The 23,991-nt window shown below is 71.7% G+C and carries 15 protein-coding genes; 1 reads left to right on the forward strand and 14 read right to left on the reverse strand.

The features are described from left to right. Window positions 1-132: 132 nt before the first annotated feature. From FLP23_RS10205 to FLP23_RS10225, 5 genes are read right to left on the reverse strand one after another with little or no spacing between them, the layout of a single operon-like run. Window positions 133-1,500, reverse strand: a complete 1,368-nt coding sequence (locus FLP23_RS10205; RefSeq protein WP_149326280.1) for a transaminase — start codon at window positions 1,498-1,500, stop codon at window positions 133-135. A 2-nt stretch (window positions 1,501-1,502) separates the two neighbouring features. Continuing rightward, window positions 1,503-2,306 (reverse strand): ABC transporter permease, encoded by an 804-nt coding sequence (locus FLP23_RS10210; RefSeq protein WP_425468252.1) that lies wholly within the window; start codon window positions 2,304-2,306, stop codon window positions 1,503-1,505. Continuing rightward, complete coding sequence (locus FLP23_RS10215) at window positions 2,303-3,217, reverse strand: ABC transporter permease (protein ID WP_149325762.1); 915 nt, start codon at window positions 3,215-3,217, stop codon at window positions 2,303-2,305. Before FLP23_RS10215 ends, FLP23_RS10210 begins: the two co-directional genes overlap by 4 nt. Window position 3,218: 1 nt before the next feature. Continuing rightward, on the reverse strand, window positions 3,219-4,415 hold the full coding sequence (locus FLP23_RS10220) for an ABC transporter ATP-binding protein (protein ID WP_149325763.1): 1,197 nt from the start codon (window positions 4,413-4,415) through the stop codon (window positions 3,219-3,221). After that, on the reverse strand, window positions 4,415-5,623 hold the full coding sequence (locus FLP23_RS10225) for an ABC transporter substrate-binding protein (protein WP_149325764.1): 1,209 nt from the start codon (window positions 5,621-5,623) through the stop codon (window positions 4,415-4,417). The genes FLP23_RS10220 and FLP23_RS10225 overlap by 1 nt, the downstream gene beginning before the upstream one ends. Before the next feature lie 189 nt (window positions 5,624-5,812). On the opposite strand from FLP23_RS10225, the gene ald reads away from it, so the two are divergent. Continuing rightward, window positions 5,813-6,928 carry an alanine dehydrogenase gene (gene ald, locus FLP23_RS10230; RefSeq protein ID WP_149325765.1) on the forward strand — a complete coding sequence of 372 codons (1,116 nt, stop codon included), beginning with the start codon at window positions 5,813-5,815 and terminating at the stop codon, window positions 6,926-6,928. 33 nt (window positions 6,929-6,961) lie between these two features. Here ald and FLP23_RS10235 read toward each other — a convergent pair whose 3' ends face one another. The 9 genes from FLP23_RS10235 to FLP23_RS10275 form a co-directional block, all read right to left on the reverse strand. Beyond that, complete coding sequence (locus tag FLP23_RS10235) at window positions 6,962-9,673, reverse strand: FtsK/SpoIIIE domain-containing protein (RefSeq protein ID WP_149325766.1); 2,712 nt, start codon at window positions 9,671-9,673, stop codon at window positions 6,962-6,964. A gap of 86 nt (window positions 9,674-9,759) precedes the next feature. Continuing rightward, a complete protein-coding gene (locus FLP23_RS10240; RefSeq protein ID WP_149325767.1) occupies window positions 9,760-10,470 on the reverse strand; it encodes an FHA domain-containing protein in 711 nt (236 codons plus the stop codon). Further along, window positions 10,467-12,773 carry a transglutaminaseTgpA domain-containing protein gene (locus FLP23_RS10245; RefSeq protein WP_149325768.1) on the reverse strand — a complete coding sequence of 769 codons (2,307 nt, stop codon included), beginning with the start codon at window positions 12,771-12,773 and terminating at the stop codon, window positions 10,467-10,469. The genes FLP23_RS10240 and FLP23_RS10245 overlap by 4 nt, the downstream gene beginning before the upstream one ends. After that, entirely contained in the window at window positions 12,770-14,155 is a 1,386-nt protein-coding gene (locus tag FLP23_RS10250) for a DUF58 domain-containing protein (protein WP_246139962.1), read from the reverse strand. Before FLP23_RS10250 ends, FLP23_RS10245 begins: the two co-directional genes overlap by 4 nt. Next, entirely contained in the window at window positions 14,152-15,123 is a 972-nt protein-coding gene (locus FLP23_RS10255) for an AAA family ATPase (protein ID WP_149325769.1), read from the reverse strand. The genes FLP23_RS10250 and FLP23_RS10255 overlap by 4 nt, the downstream gene beginning before the upstream one ends. 29 nt (window positions 15,124-15,152) lie before the next feature. After that, the gene (locus FLP23_RS10260; protein ID WP_246139963.1) at window positions 15,153-21,101 is read right to left on the reverse strand and encodes an Ig-like domain-containing protein; all 5,949 of its coding nucleotides are present in this window, start codon (window positions 21,099-21,101) and stop codon (window positions 15,153-15,155) included. Between the two features lie 2 nt (window positions 21,102-21,103). After that, entirely contained in the window at window positions 21,104-22,552 is a 1,449-nt protein-coding gene (locus tag FLP23_RS10265; RefSeq protein ID WP_149325771.1) for a serine/threonine-protein kinase, read from the reverse strand. A gap of 2 nt (window positions 22,553-22,554) precedes the next feature. Further along, on the reverse strand, window positions 22,555-23,391 hold the full coding sequence (locus FLP23_RS10270; RefSeq protein ID WP_149325772.1) for a PP2C family protein-serine/threonine phosphatase: 837 nt from the start codon (window positions 23,389-23,391) through the stop codon (window positions 22,555-22,557). Further along, window positions 23,388-23,933 carry an FHA domain-containing protein gene (locus FLP23_RS10275; RefSeq protein ID WP_149325773.1) on the reverse strand — a complete coding sequence of 182 codons (546 nt, stop codon included), beginning with the start codon at window positions 23,931-23,933 and terminating at the stop codon, window positions 23,388-23,390. The genes FLP23_RS10270 and FLP23_RS10275 overlap by 4 nt, the downstream gene beginning before the upstream one ends. Window positions 23,934-23,991: the final 58 nt, after the last annotated feature.

Here is a 23,991-nt window from a genome sequence, read left to right on the forward strand (position 1 = left end):
GCGGCCCTACTCCGTTGGTTGAGTAGCCGCGCAGCGGCGTATCGAAACCAACACCCTGCAGGCGTGCTGATCTCGATACACCGCCTTCGGCGGCACTCGATCAGCGAGTGATGGCGAACCGACGACGCAGACTCACGCGTAGAGGGATGCGACCGCCTGGCGGAAGGCGACCGTGTGGCGCTCGACGTCGGCGGAGGTAGTGGCAGGCGACATGAGCGCCATGTTGTGGAACGGCGTCACGAGGATGCCGCGGTTGAGGGCGTGCAGGTGCAGATACTGCTGCAGGGCGAAGTCCTCGGCATCCGCCGCCTCGCGCCCGTTCACGGGTGCCGTGGGACGGAAGCTGTACTCGGCGCGTGCGCCGAGCTGGGTCACCTGCCAGGGGGCGCCGAACTCGTCGATCGCCGCCTGCACGCCGGCGGTCCATTCGGCGGCGCGCGCGATCATCCCCGGGTACACCTCGGGGGTGAGCACCTCGGCGAGCGTCGCGCGGATGCCGGCGAGCGAGACGGCGTTGCCGGCGAGGGTGCCGCCCACTCCCCCGACGTCGAGGTCCTCGCGACCCTCGCCGCCCCAGGCGAGGCTGTCGCGCACCCGTTCGGCGAGCTCGTGCGTCATGCCCCAGGCCGCCGCCGGGATGCCGCCGCCGATCGTCTTGCCGACGACCACGACGTCCGGCCGCAGCCCGTCGCGCGCGGTCATGCCCCCCGGGCCCGCACACAGGGTGTGGGTCTCGTCGATCACGAGAATCGTGCCGGTGCGGTCGCAGGCGGCGCGCACCGCCTCGTGCCAGCCGGGCTGCGGCAGCACGATGCCGACGTTCGTCATGGCGGGCTCGACGAGCACGGCGGCGACCTCGCCCGTCGCGAGCGCCGCCTCGAGCCCCGTCACGTCGTCGAACTCCACCACGACGGTGGTCTCGTCGAGCGGCACCGGCGCCCCGATGTTTCCGCGCCGCGACACCACGCGTCCCGCGTCGTCGAGGGTCGCGTATGCCTCGTCGACGGTGCCGTGGTAGCAGTGGTCGATCACGAGCACCTTGCGCCGGCCGGTCGCCTGCCGTGCGTAGCGCAGCACGTGCCGGTTGGCGTCGGTGGCCGAGAGGGTGAACTGCCACTCCGTCAGTCCGAAGCGCTCGGCGAGCAGCCCCGCCGCGGCCGCGGCGTCCGCGGTCGGCAGCATGAAGGTGGCGCCCTTCGCGAGCCGTTCGTTGATCGCGGCGACGGATGCGGCGGGCGCGTGGCCCACCATCGCCCCCGTGTCGCCGAGGCACAGGTCGACGTGGTCGATGCCGTCCGCGCAGCGGAAGTGGGCGCCCGCGGCATCCGCCACGTACACGGGCCAGTCGCCCGGCCACTTCGCCATCCACAGCATGGGCACCCCGCCGGGCAGGTGCGCGCGAGCCTGCTCCCACAGCTCCCCCGAGCGCGGGTGCAGCTCGCGGAACAGCTGCAGCTCTTCGCCCCACAGCGTCGTGAGCCGATCGCGGTCCTCGTACATGCTCACCCGGTCTTGGCGAGCCGGCGTTGACGGATGCCCGCCGACACTTGCGAGATCACCACGAGGATGATCGCGAGGAAGAACACGGCCGAGGCGATGACGTTCGCCTGCGGCGGGATGCCGCGGGCGGCGGCGACGTAGACGAACTTCGGGAAGGTCTCCGCGTTGCCGGAGACGAAGTTGGTGATGATGAAGTCGTCGAAGCTGAGCGCGAAGCACAGCAGGGCCGCCGCGAGGATGCCCGGCATGAGCAGGGGCAGGGTGACCCGCCAGAACACCTGGGCGGGGCTCGCGTAGAGGTCGCGCCCGGCCTCCTCGAGGGCGGGGTCGAGACTCGCGACGCGGGCCCGCACGGTGACCACCACGAAGCTGATGCAGAACATGATGTGCGCGACGATGATCGACCACAGTCCGCGCTCGACCCCCAGGTTCACGAACTGCGAGCCGAGTCCCGAACCGAGCACGACCTCGGGCGTCGCCATCGGCAGGAACAGCAGCACCGTGATGAGGGTGCGCAGGCGGAAGGTGTACCGCACGATCGCGATGGCGATCATCGTGCCGAGGATCGTGGCGATGAGCGTCGCCACGACGCCCACGAAGATGCTGTTGCCGAAGGACTCGCAGACCCGCTCGTCGTTGCAGATGCCGAGCCAGTTGTCGAGCGTGAAGCCGCGCCAGATGATGTTGGTGCGCCGGGCGTCGTTGAACGAGAACACGATCGTGTACACGATCGGGATGAGCATGATGGCGAGCGCGAGGATCGAGTAGACCCCGACCGCCCAGGTGCCGAATCCGCGGCGGTTCACAGCAGGTCATCCGATCCGCTGCGCGCGACGTATGCCGTGACGGGGATGAGGATGGCGATCATGAGCAGGATCGACACCGCGGCCGACACCGGGTAGAAGCTCTGGAAGAACAGGTCGTTGATGACGTTGCCCGCCATCACCGTGTTCGTCGAGCCGAGGAAGTCCTTGCTGGCGTTGACGTAGTCGCCCGATGCCGGGATGAAGGTCAGCAGTGTCCCCGAGACGACGCCCGGCAGCGACAGCGGCAGGATGATCCGCCAGAACCGTTGCACGGGGCCCGCGTAGAGGTCGCTCCCCGCCTCGACGTAGCGCAGGTCGAGGCGCTCGAGCGAGGCGTAGATCGGCAAGGTCATGAACGGGATGTAGTTGTAGGTGAGACCGAAGATGACGGTGAACGCCGTGCCGTTGAGGTAGTCCTCGGGGCCCATGATCCCGACCGACTGCAGGAACGACACGATCGGACCCTCGTCGGCGAAGATCGCCTTGAGGGCGAGGGTGCGCAGCAGGAAGCTGATGAAGAACGGTGCGATCACGAGGATGAGCGCGAGGTTCTGCCACAGGGGATAGCGGCGCAGGTTCACGCCGATGAAGTAGGCGAGCGGGTAGCTGATGAGCAGCGCGAGGATCGTGGCGACGGCCGAGTACGCGAAGGTGCGCAGGAAGATCTCGCCGAAACGGCTGAGCGCCTCCGCGTAGTTCTCCCAGCGGAAGGCGTACACGTATTCGCCGACGTCGAAGCTGCCGCCCGGCTCCTTGAAGCTCGTGAGCACGAGCGAGACGAGCGGCGCCACGAAGGTCGCGAGAAGGTAGAGGATGCCCGGGAGCAGCAGGATGAGCGCGATGTAGCTGCGTCGACGCGGAGCGGCGGCCGCGAGGTCGGGGCCCGTGTTGGCGAAGGCTCCGAACGCCACGTCAGGCCTCGTCCAGCTCGTCCTCGAGGCGCTGCCTGCGCTGCACCGCGATGGACTGGGTGTCGTCGTCGTCCGCGAACTTGGGTTCCGCCTCCGGTTCGTCGGCGAGACCGAAGCCGTGCTCGACGCTCCAGGAGACCCACACCTCGGCGCCGCGCTCGACGACCGGCCCGAACACCATGTTCTGTGCGAACACCGTCACCACGGGCAGACCCGGGATCTGCACGAGGTACTGGGTGCTGACGCCGGTGAACGACACGTCGATGACGGTTCCGGGGCCGAGCACGTTGGCGGACGCCTGCGCCGCGGGCTTCGTGGGGTGCAGGGTGAGCTTCTCGGGGCGCACCCCGATGGTGACCTCCCCGGCGTGGCGCTGGGCGCGCTCGCGCGGCACCTTGATGCCGATGCCCGCGATGTCGACCGTGAGGGCGTCCTTGCCGGAGGTGACGACGTCGCCCGTGAAGAGGTTCGACTGCCCGAGGAAGTTGGCCACGAATGCGGTGCGCGGCAGCTCGTAGAGCTCCTCGGGCGCGCCCATCTGCTCGATGCGCCCCTTGTTCATCACGGCGACCGTGTCGGCCATCGTCATGGCCTCCTCCTGGTCGTGCGTGACGTGCAGGAAGGTGAGCCCCACCTCGCTCTGGATGTTCTTCAGCTCGAGCTGCATCTGGCGACGCAGTTTCAGGTCGAGGGCGCCGAGCGGCTCGTCGAGCAGCAGCAGGGCCGGACGGTTGACGATGGCGCGCGCGAGCGCCACGCGCTGGGCCTGCCCGCCCGAGAGCTGGGTGGGCCGGCGCGCCGCGAGATGGTCGAGCTCCACGAGGCGCAGGGCCTCGTGGGCGAGCTCCTGCGCGTGCGCGATCCCGCGGCGCTTGAGCCCGAAGGCGACGTTCGCGAGCACCGTCATGTGCGGGAACAGGGCGTAGCTCTGGAACACCGTGTTGACGGGCCGCTGGTGCGGCTTGGTGTTCGAGACATCCTTGCCGCCGATCAGGATGCGGCCCGCGGTGGCCTCCTCGAGACCGGCGACGAGCCGCAGGGTGGTCGTCTTGCCGCATCCCGACGGTCCCAGCAGCGCGAAGAACGACCCGGCCGGGATGGTCAGGTTGAGGTTCTCGATCGCCGTGAAGCCCGGGAATCGCTTGGTGACGCCGACCAGTTCGAGATCGGCACCGGACTCGTCGAACGAACCGGCCATCAGGCTCCGAGCAGCACCCGCTGGAACTCGGACCGGTAGGCCTGGTCCTCAGCGGGGGTCAGGGAACGGAAGCGCTTGACCTTCGAGAGCGTCTCCTCGTTCGGGAAGATCAGCTGGTTGTCGACGAGCGAGGGATCGATCGCCTCCGCCGCCTCGCGGGCTCCGACCACGGGGGTGATGTAGTTCACCCAGGCGGCCACCTGCGCGGCGATCTCGGGGTCGTAGTAGAAATCGATGAGCTTCTCGGCGTTCGTCTTGCGCGGCGATCCGACCGGCACGAGGAAGTTGTCGTTCCAGATCGTGCCGCCGCCATCCGGGATCGCGAACTCCCACTTGTCGCCGTTCTCGGCGTTGAGGGTGGTCACGTCGCCCGACCAGACGATCGCGGCGATGGTGTCGCCGTTGGCGAGGTCCTCGGCGTAGGAGTTGCCCTTGATGTTGCGGATCTGCCCCGACTTGACCTTCTGTTCGAAGATCGAGATCGCGGCGCCGAACTGCGCGTCGGTGAAGTCGGCGGAGATGTCGACGCCCTGCTCGAGCATGATGAGGCCGAGCGTGTCGCGCATCTCGCTGAGCACCCCGACGCGGCCCTTGAGCGCCGGGTCCCAGAGGTCGCTCACCGAGCGCAGACCGTTCGGCACCTCCTCCTTGTTCCAGCAGATGCCGGCGAATCCGCCCTGCCAGGGGAGCGACTGCGTGCGGCCCTCGTCGAAATCGACGTTGAGCAGGCTCGGCTCGAGGTTCTTCTTGTTCGGGATGTTGGCGTCGTCGAGGGTCTGGGTGTAGCCGAGGCGGATCCAGCGGTCGACCATCCAGTCGGTGAGGCACACGGTGTCGGCGCCGATGTCCTGACCGAGAGCGAGCTGGTCCTTGACCTTGCTGTAGAACTGCTCGTTGTCCTCGACGTCCTCGCGATAGTCGACGGCGATGCCGGTCTCCTTCGTGAACTGGTCGAGCGTCGGGTGGTTCCCGTCGTCGTCCGTGTCGAGGTAGAGCGGCCAGTTCGCCCAGGTGAGGGTCTTGTCGGTCTCGGAGGTGTCCTCCGCCGGTGAGGGCTTGCCGCCGCCGCTCGGCGCGCAGGCCGCGAGCGTCAGCGCCGCAGCGCCGATTCCGGCGCCCTGGAGCATCGTGCGGCGACTGAGCTGGGCTCGGCGCGCCTGCACGACGAGGCTGCGGATCAGGGGATCTTCGGGAAGAGACCGGGACATCGGGTCGACTCCTTCTCGTGGTGCGCGGGCACGGGCTGCGATGCCGTGGGTCGATACTGGCACATCATTTGCGCCCGAACGAGCAGCACGGGCAAAAGCATCCATTTCGAAACATAGATTTCACGAAATCAGCATCAGGAGCCGGATTTCCCTACGGATTCCTCGGTGCCCGCGAGTATTCTGACCCCCATGAAGGTCGGTGTTCCGAGCGAGGTCAAGGACAACGAGTTCCGCGTCGCGATCACCCCCTCCGGGGTCCACGAGTTGAGCGCGAACGGTCACGAGGTGCTCATCCAGACCGGGGCGGGCGAGGGCTCCTCGATCACCGACGAGGACTACCGCGCGGCCGGTGCGCGCATCGTCGCGGATGCCGACACGGCGTGGGGCGAGGCGGAGCTCGTGCTCAAGGTCAAGGAGCCCGTCGAGAGCGAGTACCGGCAGTTCCGCGACGGTCTCGTGCTGTTCACCTACCTGCATCTCGCGGCGGAGGAGCGGCTCACGCGTGAGCTCGTGGCGCGCGGGGTGACGGCGATCGCCTACGAGACCGTGCAGGCGCCCTCGGGCGCGCTGCCGCTGCTCGCGCCGATGAGCGAGGTCGCGGGGCGCCTCGCGCCGATCGTCGGGGCGAACGTCATGATGCGCCCGCACGGCGGACCGGGTCTGCTCGTGCCCGGAGTTCCCGGAACCCGGCCCGCGCAGCTCGTCGTGCTGGGCGGCGGGGTCGCCGGCACCAATGCGGTCGCGGTCGCCGTGGGGCTGGGGGCCCAGGTCACGGTGCTCGACACCAACATCGCCCGCCTGCGGGAGCTGGACGCCCACTACGCCGGCCGGGTGCGCACGATCGCGTCCAACAGCTTCGAGATCGAGCGAGCCGTGCTCGACGCCGACCTCGTGATCGGTTCCGTCCTGGTGCCCGGCGCGAAGGCGCCCAAGCTCGTGACGAACGCGCTCGTGTCGCGCATGCGGCCCGGCAGCGTGCTCGTCGACATCGCGATCGACCAGGGCGGCTGCTTCGAGGACTCGCATCCGACCACTCACACCGACCCGACGTTCACGGTGCACGGCTCGCTGTTCTACTGCGTGGCCAACATGCCGGGCGCGGTCGCGAACACCTCGACCTACGCCCTCACGAATGCGACGCTCCCCTACGCGCGCGCGATCGCGAACGCGGGATGGCGCGAGGCGCTGCGCGCGGACGCGGCCCTCGCCCGCGGACTCAACGTGCACGCGGGCCGTGTGGTCAACGCCGCCGTCGCCGCGGCCCACGGGCTCGCACCCGAGGAGTTCACGATCGGTCTCGCCTGAGACCTGCACGCGCCATCGTCACGACCCCGGGACTCAGTCGAGCGCGATCGACACGCGCCGGGTGACGCCCTCCTCGAGCGCCCACCCCTCCAGGCCGTCCCGCCCGAGCGGCGGGAGTGCGGCGCGTCCGCGGGTGAGCGCGCGATGGTCGGCTCCCGTGCAGTCGAGGAACAGCATCCGCCCCTCGCGACGCACCGCGCCGAGGCGCGCGTAGTCGCCGAGCCAGGCGTCGACGTCGCCCACGAGCAGGGGGGCGGCGTCGGCCCCGCACGCGAGGGCGCTCTCGAGTGCGGCCACCCGGAGTCCCGCCGCGGTGAGACGGGCGACCCAGGCGGCCGGCCGCGGTGTCACGATCGCCCAGGCGCCGTGCGCGAGCTCCACCTCGGGCAACGGCGCCCGCCACGACGCGGGAGGCTCGGTCCCCCACCACGCGAGCTGCGCCTCGTGGCCGTGCCACACGGCGGATCCCGGCCGGCGGGCCGCCTGGAAGCCCGCCGCCTCGCCGCCCGCGAGCAGATGCTCCTCGCGATTCGGCATGCGCAGCAGCAGGCGCTGCTCGAAGCCGCCTGCGACCCCGTGCAGCACTCCCCCGGTGGTGCGCGTGCTCGCCGCGAGCGCGATCCCGCTCCGCCGCGTGTCCCGGAGGGCGTTCACGAGTGCCTCCACGAGATCGGCGCGCTGCTCCGGGTCCGCCGCCGCGAGCGTGCGGTCGAGGTCGTCGGCCACCACGAGCACGCGCCCGGCACCCGGCGTGCGGATCGCCTGCCAGAGCTCGGCCGCATCGTCGGGCACCCAGCGCACCTCGGCGTCGACCGTCCGCGCGAGCGCCACGAGGGTCGCCGTGCGACCGGATCCGGCGGAGCCGACGACGAGCAGCGCCCCCGCTGCCCAGAGCTCGAGCTCCAGGCCGTCTCTGCGCTGCTCCGCCGGGAGGTCGACGAGCCCGATGACGGCACCCCGGCGACCGCGCGGCAGGGACGCGGGCTCGACGAGCGCCGGCAACGGGTCGCGCCAGGGCCGCGCCTCGTCGTCCGGCTTCCCGGGCCAGTGCTCGCCGACCGCACGGATGTCCGCGGCGCTCGCGATCGCGAACTGGACCTCGCGGGTCTCGCCCGAGCCCAGCAGCACGGCCCTGCCCCGCGCCGCAGCGGGGATCGCCGCCGCACGGTCGCCGCCGGTGACCGCGACGCTGTCCGCGCGGTCGAGGACGCGCAGGCAGACGCGCAACGTCACGTTCGCGAGCACGGCGTCGCGGATCACCCCGGAGGGCCGCTGCGTGCAGAGCACGAGATGCAGCCCGAGGGAGCGGCCGCGCGCCGCCAGATCGGAGAAGACCGTGGCGAGCTCGGGATCGAGCGCCGCGAGCGCCGCGAACTCGTCGACCACGACGACGAGCCGCGGGAGCGTTCCGGGCGCCAGCTCCTCGATCGCGCGGGCGCCGTGGAGCGCCAGCACCCGCTCGCGGCGATGCAGCTCCGCCCGCAGGCTCGCGACCGCGCGTGTCGCGCCGCTGGGGTCCAGATCGCTCACGACCCCCACCACGTGCGGCAGTCCGGCGAGCGGTGCGAAGGAGGCGCCGCCCTTGAAGTCGACGAGCAGGAAGACCACCTCGCGCGGCGAGCGCCCTGCCGCGAGAGCGAGCACCCAGCTCACGAGCAGCTCGCTCTTGCCCGAGCCGGTCGTGCCCGCCACGAGCGCGTGCGGTCCTTCGAGGGCGAGGTCGATCGCGACGGGGCCGTCGGCATCCTGTCCGATCACCGCCCGGAGCGCCGACGGTGCGACGTCCGCCGGGGGGTCGTCGGCGAGAAGCGCGCTGAGCTCGACGCGCTCGGGGAGGGCGGCCGCCGGATCCTGCTCGGCGTGCGCGGCGCTCCTCGCGAGCTCACGTGCCCGGTGCTCCGCCTCGGCGGCGCTCACGAGAGCCGGGATGAACGCCACCGGGCCCGCGAGCAGCGCATCGGGAACGCCCTCGATCGTCGCGTGCGAACCCGCGCTGTCGTCGAGCCGGACCCGCGGCCGGGCAGGTGACGAGCCGACGCTCCCCCCGACGACGATCCGCAGCACCGAGCGCTCGCCGTCGCCCACCTCCCACCCCGCGGCGTGCATGACCCGCAGCGGCAGCGCCTCCGCCCAGCGCTCACCCGCCGGCGCCCGCAGCCATCCGGTGCGCGGATCGCAGCTCGCCGCGGCCTGCAGGACGAGGGCCCGGCAGAAGGCGGCCACGAGCGGCGCCGGGCCTTCGACCGCGAGCTCGGGGACGTCGCGTGCGAGGAACGGCGCCCCCGGGATGGTCGCGGCGCGAGCCCGCAGCCGTTCGAGGGTTCCGGCGAGCTCGGCCACCGCGTCGAGCCCGCTGCCGAGGAGCTCGAGACCGGACGGCGCGTCCGCGGTGCCGAGCAGGAGCGACGCTCCCGAGCCCCTCGCCTGTGCGGCGCTCGTCTCGAGACGACGCCGACGCAGCTCGAGCCGGGCGTCCACCTCCGCGGCGACCGCCGCGAGACCTCGGGCGGCCTCGGCGATCGACCGGCGCCGCAGCCGACGCGCGCTGCGTCGTCCGTCGACGACTCCGGCGACCGCGACGACGGGGCCGAGCGCGGCGAAGGCGAGCGCGTACGGCGACGAGGTGATCGCCCACATGACGACGGCGAGCACGACGGGCGCGATCACGGCGAGGAACGGGAACGGCGGCGGGGGCGGTGGTGCCGCGAGGACGGGCAGGGCGATGCGCTCGGTGTCGGACGGCATGGGGGCAGTCAACGCCCGGCGCGCCGCGTCGTCCGGCGGGGCAGCGGTCGACGTGCCTCACGGCCGGCGCCGGCAGCTGGGGAGGATCAGCTGACGATGAAGAACTGCTCCCCGATGTCGACCCGCGTGCCGCGCGCGATGAGGTAGCGACGACCCGGCTCGCAGCGCACCGAGGGCACGTCGGGCTGGCGCACGACCGTGCCGTTCGTCGAGTAGCGGTCGCTGATCCAGAAGCGACCCGTCTCCTGGCCGAACGCGATGTGCGACTTCGACACCGACTTGCCGACGTCGAACACCGCGACGAGCTGGTCGACGACCTCGCCCGGCTCGGCGGACGGATTCCGGCCGATGAGCCCCGTGCCCGAGACCACGACGCTCTCGCCGGTGCTGAACTGGAGCACGTAGCGCTCGATCGGGGGCGCGTCGCGCACGAGGCGGGTGGGCTCGAGATCCTCGAGCGGGGGCCGCGTCAGGAACGCGGGCTCCGCCTCGGACTCGGGCGCCCAGACGGATTCGGGGTCCGCGTCGGGCTCGGGCAGCACCTCGTCGTCCGGTTCGGGTTCCGGTTCGGGTTCCGGTTCGGGTTCCGGCTCGGGCTCGGGCTCGGGCTCGGGCTCGGGCGCAGGTTCCGGATCAGGTTCGGGTTCCCGTTCGGGTTCCGGTGCAGGGGCGCGCTCGGGCACGACAACGGACACGGGCCGCGTCAGGATCGGCTCCGACTCGCCCACCGGCCGCCCGCACTCGACGCAGAACAGCGCGCCCTCGGGCAGCGGCGTCCCGCAATACCGGCAGTTCATGCGCGTCCTCCCCCGCGTCGCCGCAGCAGCTGCGTGACCGCGACGCCCCCGAGAGAGCGCACCGAGACGAGTGTGCGCAGACGCTCGCGCCGGCTCTTGCCGTTGTCCATCGAGCTGCGCAGCTCGTCGACGGCCACCCAGACACGGTCGGCATCCGCCTTCGCGGGGTCGCCCGGCGCGAACACCGCGCGGTCGACGACCGCCGCGAGCACGCGCGACGGCAAGGTGCCCACCGCGGCGGCCAGTTCGGAGCGGGTGGCGGACGGCGGTGCCGCGAGACCGTGGTCGACGACGAGATCCGCGAACTCGTCCCAGCCTCCGCGGATGCGCGCGAGAGTGGAGCCCGCGGTGCGTCGCAGATGGCGGCGGCGCGCCTTGGCGCCGATGACGAGCAGGAACGGCGCAAGCGCGATCAGGATCACGAGCAGCGAGAGCCCGCCCACCCGCAGCACCTGCAGCAGCACCTCGAGAGCCGCATCGGAGGCCACCGGCTCCTCGGCCGTCGTGTCGGGGTCGGTCTGCTCCTCGCGAGGATCCGGACGATCCGCGACCGGCGGCACGATCGACTCGGGGCGCGAGACCGGCGCCGGCTCATCGGGCAGGGCGTCCGGGATCGGCCGCAGCGGCGGCACGGGGTCGACGGCGACCCAGCCGGACTGGGCCGTGTCGACCTCGATCCATGCCGAGATGTCGGAGCCGTGCACCACGGTCGTCGCGGCGGAACCGGCCGACTCGGGAGCGAAGCCCACCACCACGCGGGCGGGGAAGCCGAGACGATTCGCCATGAGCGCCGCGGCGACCGCGTACTGCTCGGCGTCACCCACCATCCGCGTGCCGCTGAAGAGCTCGGAGATGCGGTCGAGCGAGTGACCCGAGCGGCTCGCCGGCTCGTCGTCGGCGAGGCCGTGGCTGATGTAGCCGTTCGCCCGCAGGCCGTCGATCGCGGCGAGCAGTCGGGCGCCGGCCCCTTCGACGCCCGCGACGTAGCCGTCGAGCGCCGTCTGCAGCTCCTCGGGCGCCTCGGCGGCGCGCGGCACGTCGGCCGAGCCGGGGACGGCGTTGCGCAGGCTCGCGAGCGAGGTCTCCGCGGGCAGCACCGCGTCGAGCCGATAGCGGTCGCCCGCACGGACGCCCGGGATGTCGACGGCCGTGCCGCTCACGGTGTTGTAGGCGAAGCCGTTCTCGAGGCTTGCGGCATCCGTCCCGCGGAACTGGACGTCCTCGAGCCGCCCCACGGTGGGAAGCCACACGCCGGTGTAGTCGACGACCTCGATCTCGAGGCCGAGGTGCTCATCCCCGGCGGACGACTCGTCGATCCTCGACGGCAACCGCACGAAGGTGCCCGATGCCGAGTCGACGGTTGCGCTTCCGACCGAGTAGACCACGCCGTCGTAGCTGTCGAGGGTCGCGATGCGGATGCGGGCGTCGGCCGGCAGTCCGTTCACGCGCAGCATGACCTCATCGCTGCGGTCCTCGCGCAGGTAGCGCCGGAACCCCGACAACGGGCTCGCGTAGTCGCGCGGGTCGAACGGCTGCACGACGGCGGCCCGCAGCACCTGACGCTCCCCCGGGGGCGGGGCGGCCGCGACGGCCGCCATGGAGCCGACGACCGTGATGGCGAGGATCACGAGAGAACCCAGCAGCGTGCGCGCCTCGACCGCGAAGCGACGATCGGAGGGGATCTCGGCCCGGTCGAGACGGCGGGCGGCGGCGCGACGCCGACGCCACCGCCACCAGCTCACCCACGACACGCTCGTGAGGAGCATCGCGAGGCCGAGGAACACCGGCGCCTGCGCGTGCACCGAGCCGAACGCGATGCCCGCGAGGAAGACCAGGACGGGCGGCAGCGCGGCGAGCTCGCCGAAGTGCGCTCGAAGGGCGATGCTGGCCGACACGACGGTCCCGACCAGCAGCAGTACGAGCACCGGCACGAGGAGCGCCTGATAGTCGCCGACCGGCAGGGTGATGGTGAGCAGCTGCTTCCAGCCGAGCGCGACCCCCGAGAACAGGTCGAGGAGCCCGTCGAGACTCGGGAAGACCCCCAGGATCGCCTTCCCGGGCACCGCGAGCGGCACCCCCACGAGCGCGAAGACCGCTGTGGTGACGAGGAACACCATCCACGCGGGCCAGCGGAACGCCGCGCCCACGACCGCGATGAGCGTGCCGAGCACGATCGCGGCCACCACGAGCACGAGGAAGGCGTCGGACTGATAGATCGGCCACCAGGTGGCGGCGGCGAGACCCATCGTGACCCACAGCTGGAAGACGTCCGCGAGCGCGGAGATGCCGACCCGGCGCCTCATGCGACGGCCGCCGCTCGGGCAAGGGCGAGGCGCAGCTCCTCGAGGTAGCCGATCGTGAGCACGTTGAGGCCGGCGAGCCGCCGCATCCCGGGAACCGCTTCCGGATCGCAGACCACCGCGACGACCTCCACGTCGGGCGGGAACTCGGCGGCGCACAGCCGCAGCTCCTGGGCGGTGGTCCGCGAGCCGCACACGAGGAAGGCGACCGAGATGCCGGGGGTGCCCTCCGCGACGACACGGGTCGCGTCGCGGAGGGGAAGCGCGTTGACCGAGGCCTCGACGACGGCGAGGTCGTCGAGCAGACGGTCGGGGAGATGGGTCGCGAGCGGGCGCACCGAGTACACGCGACGTTTGGCGAACTCCGGTGTGATGGCCGAGACCACGACCGAGACCGTTCGTCCGTCGCGGATGGCACGGACGCCGAGCGATCCCGCCACGCTCACCGCGAGCTCGAACTCGCGCTCGTCGGCGAAATCGTGCGTGGCGAGGCTGAGGGCGACGACGAGGTGGCTGCGCCGCGTCTGCTCGAACTGGCGCACCATGTAGGTGCCCGTCTTCGCGGTCGACCGCCAGTGGATGTAGCGGCGGTCGTCACCGGACTGGTATTCGCGCAGGGCGTGGAAGGCGACGTCGCTCGCGGTCAGGTCGCGGGTCGGGGCGCCCTCGAGGTCGCGGATGAGGCCCGTGCTCGTGGACGGCACGCTCACGGTCCGCGGGTGCACGACGAGTTCGAGGCCGTCGGTCCAGCTGAGCTCGCGTCGGACGAGGCCCAGCGGGTCGGCGCGCACGGTGCGCACCGGCCCGACCTTGACGATGCCGCGGCGGCGGGTGGGAATGGCGAAATCCTCGGTGCGCGTGGTCCCTCGGCGCAGGCTCGGTACCGCGAGCTCGACGATCGCCTCGCCGACCGGCACCTCGAGCACGCTCCCGAGCACCCGCCGCGCACCCGCGTTCTGCACCGTCACGGCGCCGCGGGCGGGCTCCCCCACGACCGCGCGACGGTGCGGCAGCACGAGGTTCATGCGATACGGCACGCGTCCGATGAGGAACACCGCCGCGAGGGCGGCGAGCGCGACCGACGCCCAACCCGCCGCGACGAGCTCGATCCAGCCGAGGCGGTACCCGACCAGCAGCGCCGCGGGGATGAGCGCGAGCACGATCCAGCCGAGCGGCGTGATGACGGAACCCAGTCGGCGGGCGATCCCCGCCACCGCCCCGGCGACGGCACGGGAGGCGCGGACGATTCCGACGACCGAGTCGGCGAGCACGCCCGTACGCGTGCCGACGATCCGGGCGCGCGTGTTGCTGAGCGCCGCGGTGTCGGTGGAGGTCGACGCCTCCGTCCGCGTTCCGCGCGGAGGCGTGCTGCTTCGGGTGATCACACGGTCTGCCGATCGCTCGGCGGCGGGGTCTCCAGCAGCAGCTGAGCGATGACGCTCGACGGCGTCACCTCGTCGAACTCCGCCTCCGGGTCGAGCACGAGGCGGTGCGCGAGGACCGCCTCGGCGAGCGACTTGATGTCGTCGGGCACGACATAGTGGCGGCCGCTCGCCGCGGCGAGCGTCTTCGCGGCCCGTACGAGCGCGAGGGCGCCGCGCACGCTCACGCCGAGGCGCACCTCGGTCGCGGTGCGGGTGGCCTCCGTGAGTCGCGACACGTAGTCGTTGATCGAGGGGTCGACGTGCACGGTGCGCACGAGTGCGGCGAGCCGCACGACCTCCTCAGCCGAGATGACCGCGGGGATGACGGTGTCGTGCGCCCGCACGCCGGCCCCCTCGAGGATCCGCACGGTGGAGGCGTGGTCGGGATAGCCGATCGAGGCCTTCAGCAGGAAGCGGTCGAGCTGCGCCTCGGGAAGCCGGTAGGTCCCCGCCTGCTCGATCGGGTTCTGCGTCGCGATGACCATGAAGGGCGAGCCGACCTCGTGGGTCGCCCCGTCGACCGTGACCCGGCCCTCCTCCATGACCTCGAGCAGCGCGGCCTGCGTCTTCGGGCTCGCGCGGTTGATCTCGTCCGCGAGCACGACGTTCGCGAACACGGGTCCCTCGTGGAAGTCGAACTCGCCGCTGCGCTGGTCGTAGATGCTGACCCCCGTGATGTCACCGGGGAGCAGGTCGGGGGTGAACTGGATGCGGTTGCTCGTACCCTCGACGCTCTGGGCGATCGCGCGAGCGAGCGAGGTCTTGCCGGTGCCGGGGAAGTCCTCGAGCAGCAGATGCCCCTCGCTGAACAGGGCGACGAAGCCGAGCCGCACGACGAAGGTCTTCCCGAGCAGCACCTGCTCGACCCCGGCCACCAGACGGCCGAAGGTGTCATGGAAGCTGCTCGCCTGCTCGGGCGTCATCGTCATGGGGTGTCCTTTCACGGGTTTTCTGGACATCAGCTTGTCGCGTTCCAGGCGAACGATCGGGTGTAGCTGTCCCCGTTCGCGGTCACGGTGACCACGAGGTCGGGATAGTCGGCTCCCAGGAGCCCGGATCCGACGACCTCGCATTGCGGGGTCGCGGGGTCGTCGTCGGCGCCGCACGAGATGCTGACGCTGTCGTAGCCGGCGACGCCCGGAGCGGCGACGGCCGGCGCTCCCGTCCAGCTGTAGTAGCCGGTCCCCGGCGAGAGGAGCGGGACCGGATCCTGGGTGATCACCTTCTGGAGCCCCGCGAGGGCGATGTGGACGGGCCGCCCGAGCTCCACGGGCGCCGACCAGTCGGGGCTGCACAGCAGCACCTCCGGGTACTGGCGGCAGGCCTTCACCTCGACGCTCACGACATTGCCGTAGTGGGTCGCCCCGGCGGTCAGGAACGAACCCAGGGGCACCGCGGCCGAGGGCGTGGTGTCGGTCGTGCCGCCCGAGAGCCGGTACACGAAGCTGTCGACGTCGGCCGAGCCGCTCGAGATCGCCACCCCGAGGAGGCGGTAGTCCCACTGGAAGTCGCCGTGCCAGTCCAGCGCGGCCGTCGTGATCGCGTCGACGTTGCCGGGCGCACTGCGCGGGATCGCCGTGACAGGGGTCGAGGCCGTGCAGCCCTGCCCGTTGTAGGCGTACACCGTGAAGGTGTAGCTCGTGTTCGGCGACAGCCCCGAGAAGGTCGCGGTACTCGCCGTGCCGTCGAGCTGCTGGACGTCGCTTCCGCTCGGCGGACTGAAGTCGGGGGTGCCGCTCTCGACCCCCGTGACGGTGCACGCGGGGGCGGGGCCGTCGTGCATCGCGACGTAGTAGGCCGAGATCGCCTTGCCGTTGTCGGCGAAGGCCCCCGCCCAGGCGATGCTCGCGGTCGTCCCGTCGGTGGTGGATGCGGAGGCCGTGGGACTCGCCGCGACGATCGGTGCTCCCGCGGGTGTCGCGCTGCCGTGGGCGGAGTTCCAGGTGGCGAGCGAGTTGGGGGCGGCGTTGCGGGCGCTCACCGAGAACATCGCGGGCGCCCCGTTCGCGATCGCCGGGTTCGTGACGACGCGCGCGTACTCGGTGCCTGCGGGGTCCCCGGAGGGGGCGGACACCTGGGTCGAGATCCCGCCCACCGTGACGACGTAGCTGTCGATGGGGCTGCCGGCGGTGGTCGCGGGCTTGCGCCAGGTGACCCGGAGGCCGTGGTCGACGGCGGTGGCGGCGACGGAGGTCGGCGGGGGCGGGATGACATCCGACCAGATCGTCCCCGGGAGCTGGGTCGGGTCGGAGCTGCCGACGGCGTTGACGGCGACGACCGAGATCCGCACGGCGCGATCCGGGCCGTTCCCGGGGGTCGAGACCGCGCATCCGACGGTGAGCGTGCAGGTGACGGTGGAGAGCGTCGCCCCTCCCGCGGCGTCGGTCACGGTCACGTGGTACTCGGTGATCGGCGAGTTGTTGAACGGTCCCGCCGACCAGCCGAGTTTGAGGAGACGGTCGCCGAACTCGGTGACGCGTAGGTTCGTCACCGGATCCGGCACATCCTGCACGGAGATCGTCACCGAGCCCCACACCATGCGGTCGGCATCGCCCGTCGCATCGACGACCTGATACTGCAGGTTGGTGTCGAGCGGTTCCGCCGAGTCGGCGACGGTCACCGTGAGCTTCGAGCGGTCGGCGCTCGGCACGATCGTGACGCCCGCCGGAAGGTTCGTGCCGCCGAGGCCGCGGATGTCGACCACGCGCAGCGGCACGGCGGGGAACGGGTTGGTGGCGGCGTCGTTGGCGAGCACGTCGATGACGGTCGTCTCGCCGCGCCGCGTGACCGCCTGATCCGGCGCCGTGCGGGCGAGCGGACGCGTCGACGGGACCACGCGCAACTGGATGCGCCCGCTCTGACCCTCGTTGATCGCGTCGCGCACCGCGAGGGTGATGCTCGTCGTCGTGCCCTTGATGGCCGACGGGTCGGCGGCGAGCAGCAGCCGCTGACCGTTGAGCTGGTAGCTGAAGCCCGTCGGCAGCGGTTCCACGACCGTGTAGCTGAGCTCGTCGATGTCGTCGTCGTAGGGGTACTTGGTGAGCTTGACGAGGTCGAGCTCCTTGTCCTGGCCGGGCTCGAAGTCGACGACGCCGCCCGCGAACACGGGAGGCTGGTTGTCGCGCGGGTCCACGCGGATCGGCAGCGACAGGGTTGTCACGTGCCCGTCCGGATCGCTCGCCGACTGGCCGTCGGTGACCTCGAAGGTGATCGACGCCGGCCCCCAGTAGCGATCCGCCGAGGTGAACTCGAGGGTGTTGTCGTCGACCACGAGCGCGTCGCCGTTCGCGTGCGTGGCGCGCACCGTGCTCGAGTCGGTGATCCGCACGCTCGATCCGCCGAGCGCGACCACGTACTGCGCGAGCTCGATGCGCAGGGTCGACTCGCTCTTGATCACGAGCGGCGGCGCCTTGGTGTTCACCTGCGGGAGCGCGTCGTCATAGCCCGGAACCCAGATGAAGGCGTAGGAGCGCAGTCTGGAGTTGTCGGGGTGGACGACCGCGAAGGGGATGATCTGACTGCGATCGCCGATCGTCACCCGGATGCGCTTGGTGGACAGCACCTGGGCCGAGTCGCCGTACCCGGGCACGAGTTCGACACCCAGCTCGGAGACCTCGCCGTCGGCGAAGAACACCCGGTCGAGCACCGAGACGTCGATCGTCGTGCGCTCGAGCACATCCGAGACGCTCAGCACGGTGTCGGACACGTCGGGGCGGGACAAGGGCGCGTCGGCCGCCACCTTCACCCGGATGAAGCTCGAGCTCGTGCCGCCCGTCTCGTTCTCGATCGTGTAGACGACCGCGTACTCGCCCTCCTGGACCGGGGGCGTGATCCGCACGATGTCGTCGCCGACGATCTCCGCGGTGACGCCCACGACATTCGGCTCGACCTGACGGATCCGCAGCGGGCTGCCGTCCGGATCGGAGTCGTTGAGCAGAGCCTGCACGGACACGGTGCGGCCGGGGCGCACGAGCACCGAGTCGAGATTCGCGACGGGGTTGCGCGCCCCCTCGAGCGCGGGAGAGATCCCGACACGGACCGTGCCGGTCGCGCGCGCCCCGAGTCCGTCGACGACGGCGTACTGGAAGGAGTCCGTCCCCGAGGAGTACTCCCCCGCCTGATACTCGATCGTCGAGCCGTCGACCGACAGCACGCTGCCCTTGTCGGGGTTGGTGACGAGGCCGACGAGCTGCACGGCGTCGCCGTCGGGATCGACGCCGCTCGTCGGGACATTGATGCGCACCGTCTGCCCCGCGAGCACGCGCGCCGTCACGCCGCGCGGGACGGGAGGGTTGTTGGTCGCGGCGTTGCGCTCCCGCACCGAGAGGTGCACCTGCGCCTGCGCGGTCTGGCCGTCGCTTCCGGCGATCTCGTACACCGCGGTGTAGTTGCCGGCGACCTGCGGGGCGAGGTAGCGCAGCCGGTCGCCCGCGGCGAACAGCAGACCGGCCTCCGCGGGAAGAGCCTGGGCGAGCTCCGGGTTCAGGGTGATCTCCCCACCGTCGGGCTGCTCGTCGTTGTCGAGCACGGGGATGTCGATCGCGTCGCCCACCCGCACGGTCACCTGATCGTCGGTCGCGATCGGGGGCTGGATCCGCAGCGGGTCGGGGATCTCGACGACCGTGATCGTGCCCTCCGCCTCCGCGAGCCCATTGCTGATGCGGTAGTTGAAGGTGACCGGGGCGTCGAGCGGCGCGGCGAGACTGACACGCACCCGGCGCTGCTCGAGCACCTCCGCGGTCACGCCGGAGCCGGCCGGCACGTTCATGACCCCCGTCACCACGAGCACGCCGCCGGCGGGGTCGCTGTCGGTGGTCGGCGGGTCGACCGTCTGGGTGCTGAGGGCCGTGATGAACAGCGTCTTGGGAACCGTCACCGGGCGCGTCGAGGCGTCGGCGGGAGCCGAGACGTCGATCCGCACGAATCCGGTCGCCGTCTGGGTTCCGTCGGTGACGGTGAACTCGACGTAGTGGGTGCGCACGTCGTCCGACTGGAAGGTGAAGGTGCCCGCCTCGAAACTCGGCACGATCGTGGTTCCCGGCTTGGGGGGGACGCCGCCCAGCCGGATCGGACCGTTGCCGCCGCGGACGTGCTGCAGGGGCCGCACGGTGATCGGCTGACCGGCGGTCGCGAGCGCGACCCACGGCTCCACGAGGATCGGCACCTCGCCGCGATCCCGGACCGTCACCTGCAGCGATCCGCTGCCCGTCGCGCGCCCGTCGGAGACCGCGAGCGCGACGGTCTTCGACCCGGTCCCCTGCCCGCCGTCGGTGAACACCACGACGCCGTCCGGCTTGAACCCGACCTGGTCGGGCGCGGGGATCGAGGCCGCGGTCAGGTAGATGGCGTCGCCGTCGGGGTCGACCCAGTCGCCGAGCACCTGCGCGGAGACGCGTCCGCCCGAGGCGACGGTCGCCGTCGAGGTGCGGATGGGATATGGCGGCGAGTTCTGCTCGGGGCTGCGCACCTCGACCGTGACGGCAGCGGTGGCCGTGCCGCCGCGGCCGTCGCTGATGGTGTAGCCGAAGCGGAGGGAACCTGTCGCACCGGGCGCGAGCGTGAGCAGCAGCTGCTGGTTGCGATTCACGAGGTCGATCCGCCCCACCGCCTCGTCGATGAGGTCGACACCCGTCACCACGAGCACGTCGCCGTTCGGGTCGTAGTCGTTGAGCAGCACGGGGAGCACGGTCGCGCGCCCGGGCCGGGCCCCGAAGGCGTCCTCGACGGCGATGGGCGGCTGCTGCACCTCTTCCAGCTCCGGCGGTGTCTCGGAGTCGGCTTCCGGCTGGTCCTGCTGCAGCTCGTCGCTCTGGATGAGCTCGTCCCAGTTGTCGATGAGCTCGCCCTCCGACTGGACCGCCCAGCTGGCCCCCCCGTTGGCGTCGTTGAGGGCCACCCGTGCGCCGTTGACGGCGAAGGAGAGCACCGGGCTGCCGGCCATCCCCGCGAGGTTCACGGTGAGCGGATCCCCCGAGCCGCAGCTGCGCCACGCGACGCCGCTGCTCCAGGCGGCGAAGCGGCAGCCGGCGACCACGACGGGCGCCGCGGGGACGCCCGAGGCGTCGGAGACGACCGCGCTCGGCTCGCCCGCGTCGAGGGCGGCCGCGAGCAGCCCGCCGGAGTGGCCGATCAGCACACGGGCGTTGGCCGGGCCCGGCGTCTGCAGGCGGACGCTCGCCCCGCTCAGCTCCGGGGCGAGCGAGCGGACGCCCGACTCGGTCGCGAACTCCTCGGTCGTGGTGTCGAGCACGGCCCAGTGCTCCCCCACCGCCGTGAGCTGGAAGTCGTCGCTCGCGGCGGTCTGGGTCCAGGCGACCGGCCAGCGGGTGCTCACGGTCGTGGATCCGGGGTCGACGCGCCACACCTCGCCCGCCTCGGGCACATAGGCCAGGAACGCGCCGGACTCGGTCATCGCGATCACCGCCTCGCGTCCGAGGCTCAGCGTCGCAGGCGCGGCGGCGTCGAAGGCCGCCAGATCGGCGCGCGGCAGCAACCAGACCTCACCGGTCGCCTGCGCATGCACGACGACACGGTCGCCGCCGAGCTTCACCTCGGGCTGCTGCGGCGGGAGGGCGATGTCGTCGCCGAGCGTCGAGGTCGCCGGATCGAGCTGCCGCACGGTCGCGCTGCCGGGGTCGACGAGCAGCACTGTCGAACCGGACTGCACGATCGACAGCCCGGTGCCGTCGACCGGGATGACGCTGTCGAGCTCCAGCACCTCCGTGTTCGCCCGCCCGATCGCCTGCTGCTGCCCTCCGACGACCCACACCGAGGGGTCGGACAGGTCCATCCGCTGGGCGGTGTACCCCGTCGACACGATCGCGAGCGTCGCGATGAGCGCGCCCACCACAGTGCCGCTCGTCACGGTGGCGACGAGCGGGCGATGAGCGGCGAACCAGGAGCGCACGGTCACTCCTCAGCGACGTCGACGCACTTCTCGGAGCTTGCGCCGCCCGTGCTCCCGTTGCGGTTGACCGTGACCGTGACGCACACCGAGTCGCCGGGGTCCGCGTCCACCACGAAGCGGGGAGCCTCCTGCAGGCTCGGCGTGGAGACGACGCCCTGGTCGGTCACCGTGATCTGGTACCGATCGCCGTCGGCGAGCCCCGGATCCGACCAGCTGAACTCCACGCGCCCGCCGGATCCCACCTGGGCCGCGATGTCGGAGACCACGGGGATCCCGTCGCCGAGGCTCCGGACGATCACGATGATGGCCGTGGCGCCCAGTGTCGTCACGAGCAGCGCGGCGGCGACGAGCAACCAGGTGATGCGACGCACCCCGGGGCTCGCATCCGAGGAACGACTGCGTGAGAACGGCGAATCCGGTCCGCTGCGCTCGCGCACCGTGCCGACGGGCGCGTACGCCTCCGCGGCCGCCGCCACCCGGCGTCGACGCCGCTTGCCGGGGGTCGCCGGGGCGGAGCCCGTGCTCACCGGGCGCAGCCGGGTGCGCTCCTCCTGGTCGGCCACCGTGCCGAGCGCCCAATCGTCCATCGCGATCTCTGCCGCCGTCTGCGGCATCCCGAGCTCGGTCTCCACGAGCTGCAGCTCCCGCACGAGCTCGAGCGCACTCTCGGGCCGATGCTCGGGACGGCGCGACATCGCACGGCGCAGCACCTCCTCGAGACTCGCCGGCACGTCGGGACGGCCGATCGCCTGCGGCTTGGCACGCGCGATGCGGCCCATGAGGTCGCTCGACGAGTTCGCACCCCCGGGGATCTCGAACGGCGAACGCCCCGCGAGCAACGAGTACACGGTCGCGGCGAGCGACCACACCTCGGAGGCGATCGAGCCGGGGGTCTCGTCGAGCAGCACCTCGGGCGCCGACCACGGGATCGACAAGCCCACCGAATCCTCCTGCCGCTGGCTGCCGAGCGTGGAGGCGATGCCGAAGTCGGAGAGCACGGGATGCCCGTAGGCGGTCAGCAGGATGTTCGAGGGCTTGATGTCGCGGTGCAGCACCCCCGCGCGGTGCGCGGTCTCGACCGCCGAGCCGATCTTGATCGCGATCCGCAGCACCTCGGGCACCGGGATCGGCTCGCGCCGGTAGCGCTCGCTCAACGACGCCGAGCACAGCTCCATCACGAGGTACGGGCGTCCGTCGCTCGACACGCTCGCCTGGTACACGGTGAGGATCGAGGGGTGGGCGCTCAGCTGGGCCATCAGATTCGCCTCGGCCTGGAACATCTGGCGCACCTGGTCGTTGACGACCTCGCTCAGCATGACCTTCACGGCGACCTGGCGACGGGGCATGTTCTGCTCGTACAGGAACACGTCGGCGAACCCGCCGGAGCCCAGCACATGCACGTAGGAGAAACCCGGGAGCACGGGAGGCTGGGACGGCAGACGACGCACCATCGCTACCCCCTCGCCCCGGTGGAGCCTTCATTGTAGACAGACGTGTCGGTGTATCCGGGCGCATCCAGCACATCCACGACGACCACGGTGATGTTGTCGCGCCCGCCCGCCGCGAGCGCCGCGTCGACGAGCGCGCCCGCCGTCTCGGCCGCGGTCAGCCGCGCCGCCAGGTGCAGGCGGATGCGGGAGACCGGCAGCTCCTTGGTGAGACCGTCCGAGCACAGCAGCAGACGCATGCCGGAATGGATCGGCAGCATCCAGTAGTCGGGGCGGGGCTCCTCGTGGAACCCGAGCGCCCGCGTCACGACATTCGACTCGGGGTGGCTCTCGGCCTCGTGCGGGGCGAGCACCCCCGCGTCGACGAGCTCCTGAACGACCGAGTGGTCGTGCGTGACCTGACTGAGCTCGTCGTCGGCGAAGCGGTAGACGCGACTGTCGCCGACGTTGAACACGACGAACTGCGGGCGCTCGCCGCCGAGATCCAGCACGGCACCGGTGACGGTCGTGCCGGCGCCGAGCGGAAGTCCCTCGGCGAGCTCGTCGATGTCGTGGGCGGCCAGGGAGAGCGCGCCCCCGACGTCCGAGACGTCGACCTCGCCGCGCCCGGCGAGCGCCGACAGCCGGTCCACAGCGGCCGCGCTCGCGCGATCACCGGCCGCGTGCCCGCCCATGCCGTCGGCGACCGCGAAGACGGGCGGCGCCACGATGACACTGTCCTCGTTGGCGTGCCGACGATGGCCGACATCCGTGACCGCCGCCCACGACAGCGTCACGCGCGCGTCGTCCCTGCCGGGGAGCGGGAAGCTCTCGCGGACGACGTCGATCCCGTGCCGGGTCATCGGGCGCCCCCTCCGCGCAACTCGCCGCGACCGGGCGCGAGCAACTCGATCACGACGCCCTCTCCCAGATCGATGCGGGTGCCGGGCGTCACGACGACCGACTCGCCGCGGCGCAGCACGTGCACGGGGGATCCGGGCACCTGCACCTCGCTGCCGTTGAGGGTGCGCAGGTCGGTGGCCACCACGACGGTCCCCTGCTCGCGCAGCTCCAGGTGCGTCGAGGAGATCCCGCCGGCGGGGCTCTCGACCGTCACGAGCTGCGGCTCGGCGGGGCCGGGCACGCGCGCCGCACGCGGGTGGCGCCCGATGTGCACCGGACGGTCGAGCTCGAGCACGTCCGACCCGATCCGCACCCGATAGTGCGGGCGCAGCGCCGCCGGGACGGGCGGCAGGTCGTTGCGGCGGGGGCGGTCGACCTCGGGCAGCTCGCCGCGGGCGACCGTGTCGCCGAGCACGACATCCACCTCTTCGACGTCGACCACGGAGCGTGCGAGCTTCTCGCGCACGGCATGCGGGATCGTGTCGTCCGTCTCCTCATGCACGCGAAATCACCCCACCTCGTCGTGTCCATTGTCCCGTGCGCGACACAGGGGTCCGTAG

This window comes from Protaetiibacter larvae (genome assembly GCF_008365275.1).
GTDB lineage: Bacteria > Actinomycetota > Actinomycetes > Actinomycetales > Microbacteriaceae > Homoserinibacter > Homoserinibacter larvae.

Excerpts from the sequence above, each read along its gene's own strand:
- FLP23_RS10205 (WP_149326280.1), bottom strand. The coding sequence starts at position 1,500 with ATGTACGAGGACCGCGATCGGCTCACGACGCTGTGGGGCGAAGAGCTG.
- FLP23_RS10220 (WP_149325763.1), bottom strand. The coding sequence starts at position 4,415 with ATGGCCGGTTCGTTCGACGAGTCCGGTGCCGATCTCGAACTGGTCGGC.
- FLP23_RS10225 (WP_149325764.1), bottom strand. The coding sequence starts at position 5,623 with ATGTCCCGGTCTCTTCCCGAAGATCCCCTGATCCGCAGCCTCGTCGTG.
- ald (WP_149325765.1), top strand. The coding sequence starts at position 5,813 with ATGAAGGTCGGTGTTCCGAGCGAGGTCAAGGACAACGAGTTCCGCGTC.
- FLP23_RS10235 (WP_149325766.1), bottom strand. The coding sequence starts at position 9,673 with ATGCCGTCCGACACCGAGCGCATCGCCCTGCCCGTCCTCGCGGCACCA.
- FLP23_RS10240 (WP_149325767.1), bottom strand. The coding sequence starts at position 10,470 with ATGAACTGCCGGTATTGCGGGACGCCGCTGCCCGAGGGCGCGCTGTTC.
- FLP23_RS10245 (WP_149325768.1), bottom strand. The coding sequence starts at position 12,773 with ATGAGGCGCCGGGTCGGCATCTCCGCGCTCGCGGACGTCTTCCAGCTG.
- FLP23_RS10255 (WP_149325769.1), bottom strand. The coding sequence starts at position 15,123 with ATGACGATGACGCCCGAGCAGGCGAGCAGCTTCCATGACACCTTCGGC.
- FLP23_RS10265 (WP_149325771.1), bottom strand. The coding sequence starts at position 22,552 with ATGGTGCGTCGTCTGCCGTCCCAGCCTCCCGTGCTCCCGGGTTTCTCC.
- FLP23_RS10270 (WP_149325772.1), bottom strand. The coding sequence starts at position 23,391 with ATGACCCGGCACGGGATCGACGTCGTCCGCGAGAGCTTCCCGCTCCCC.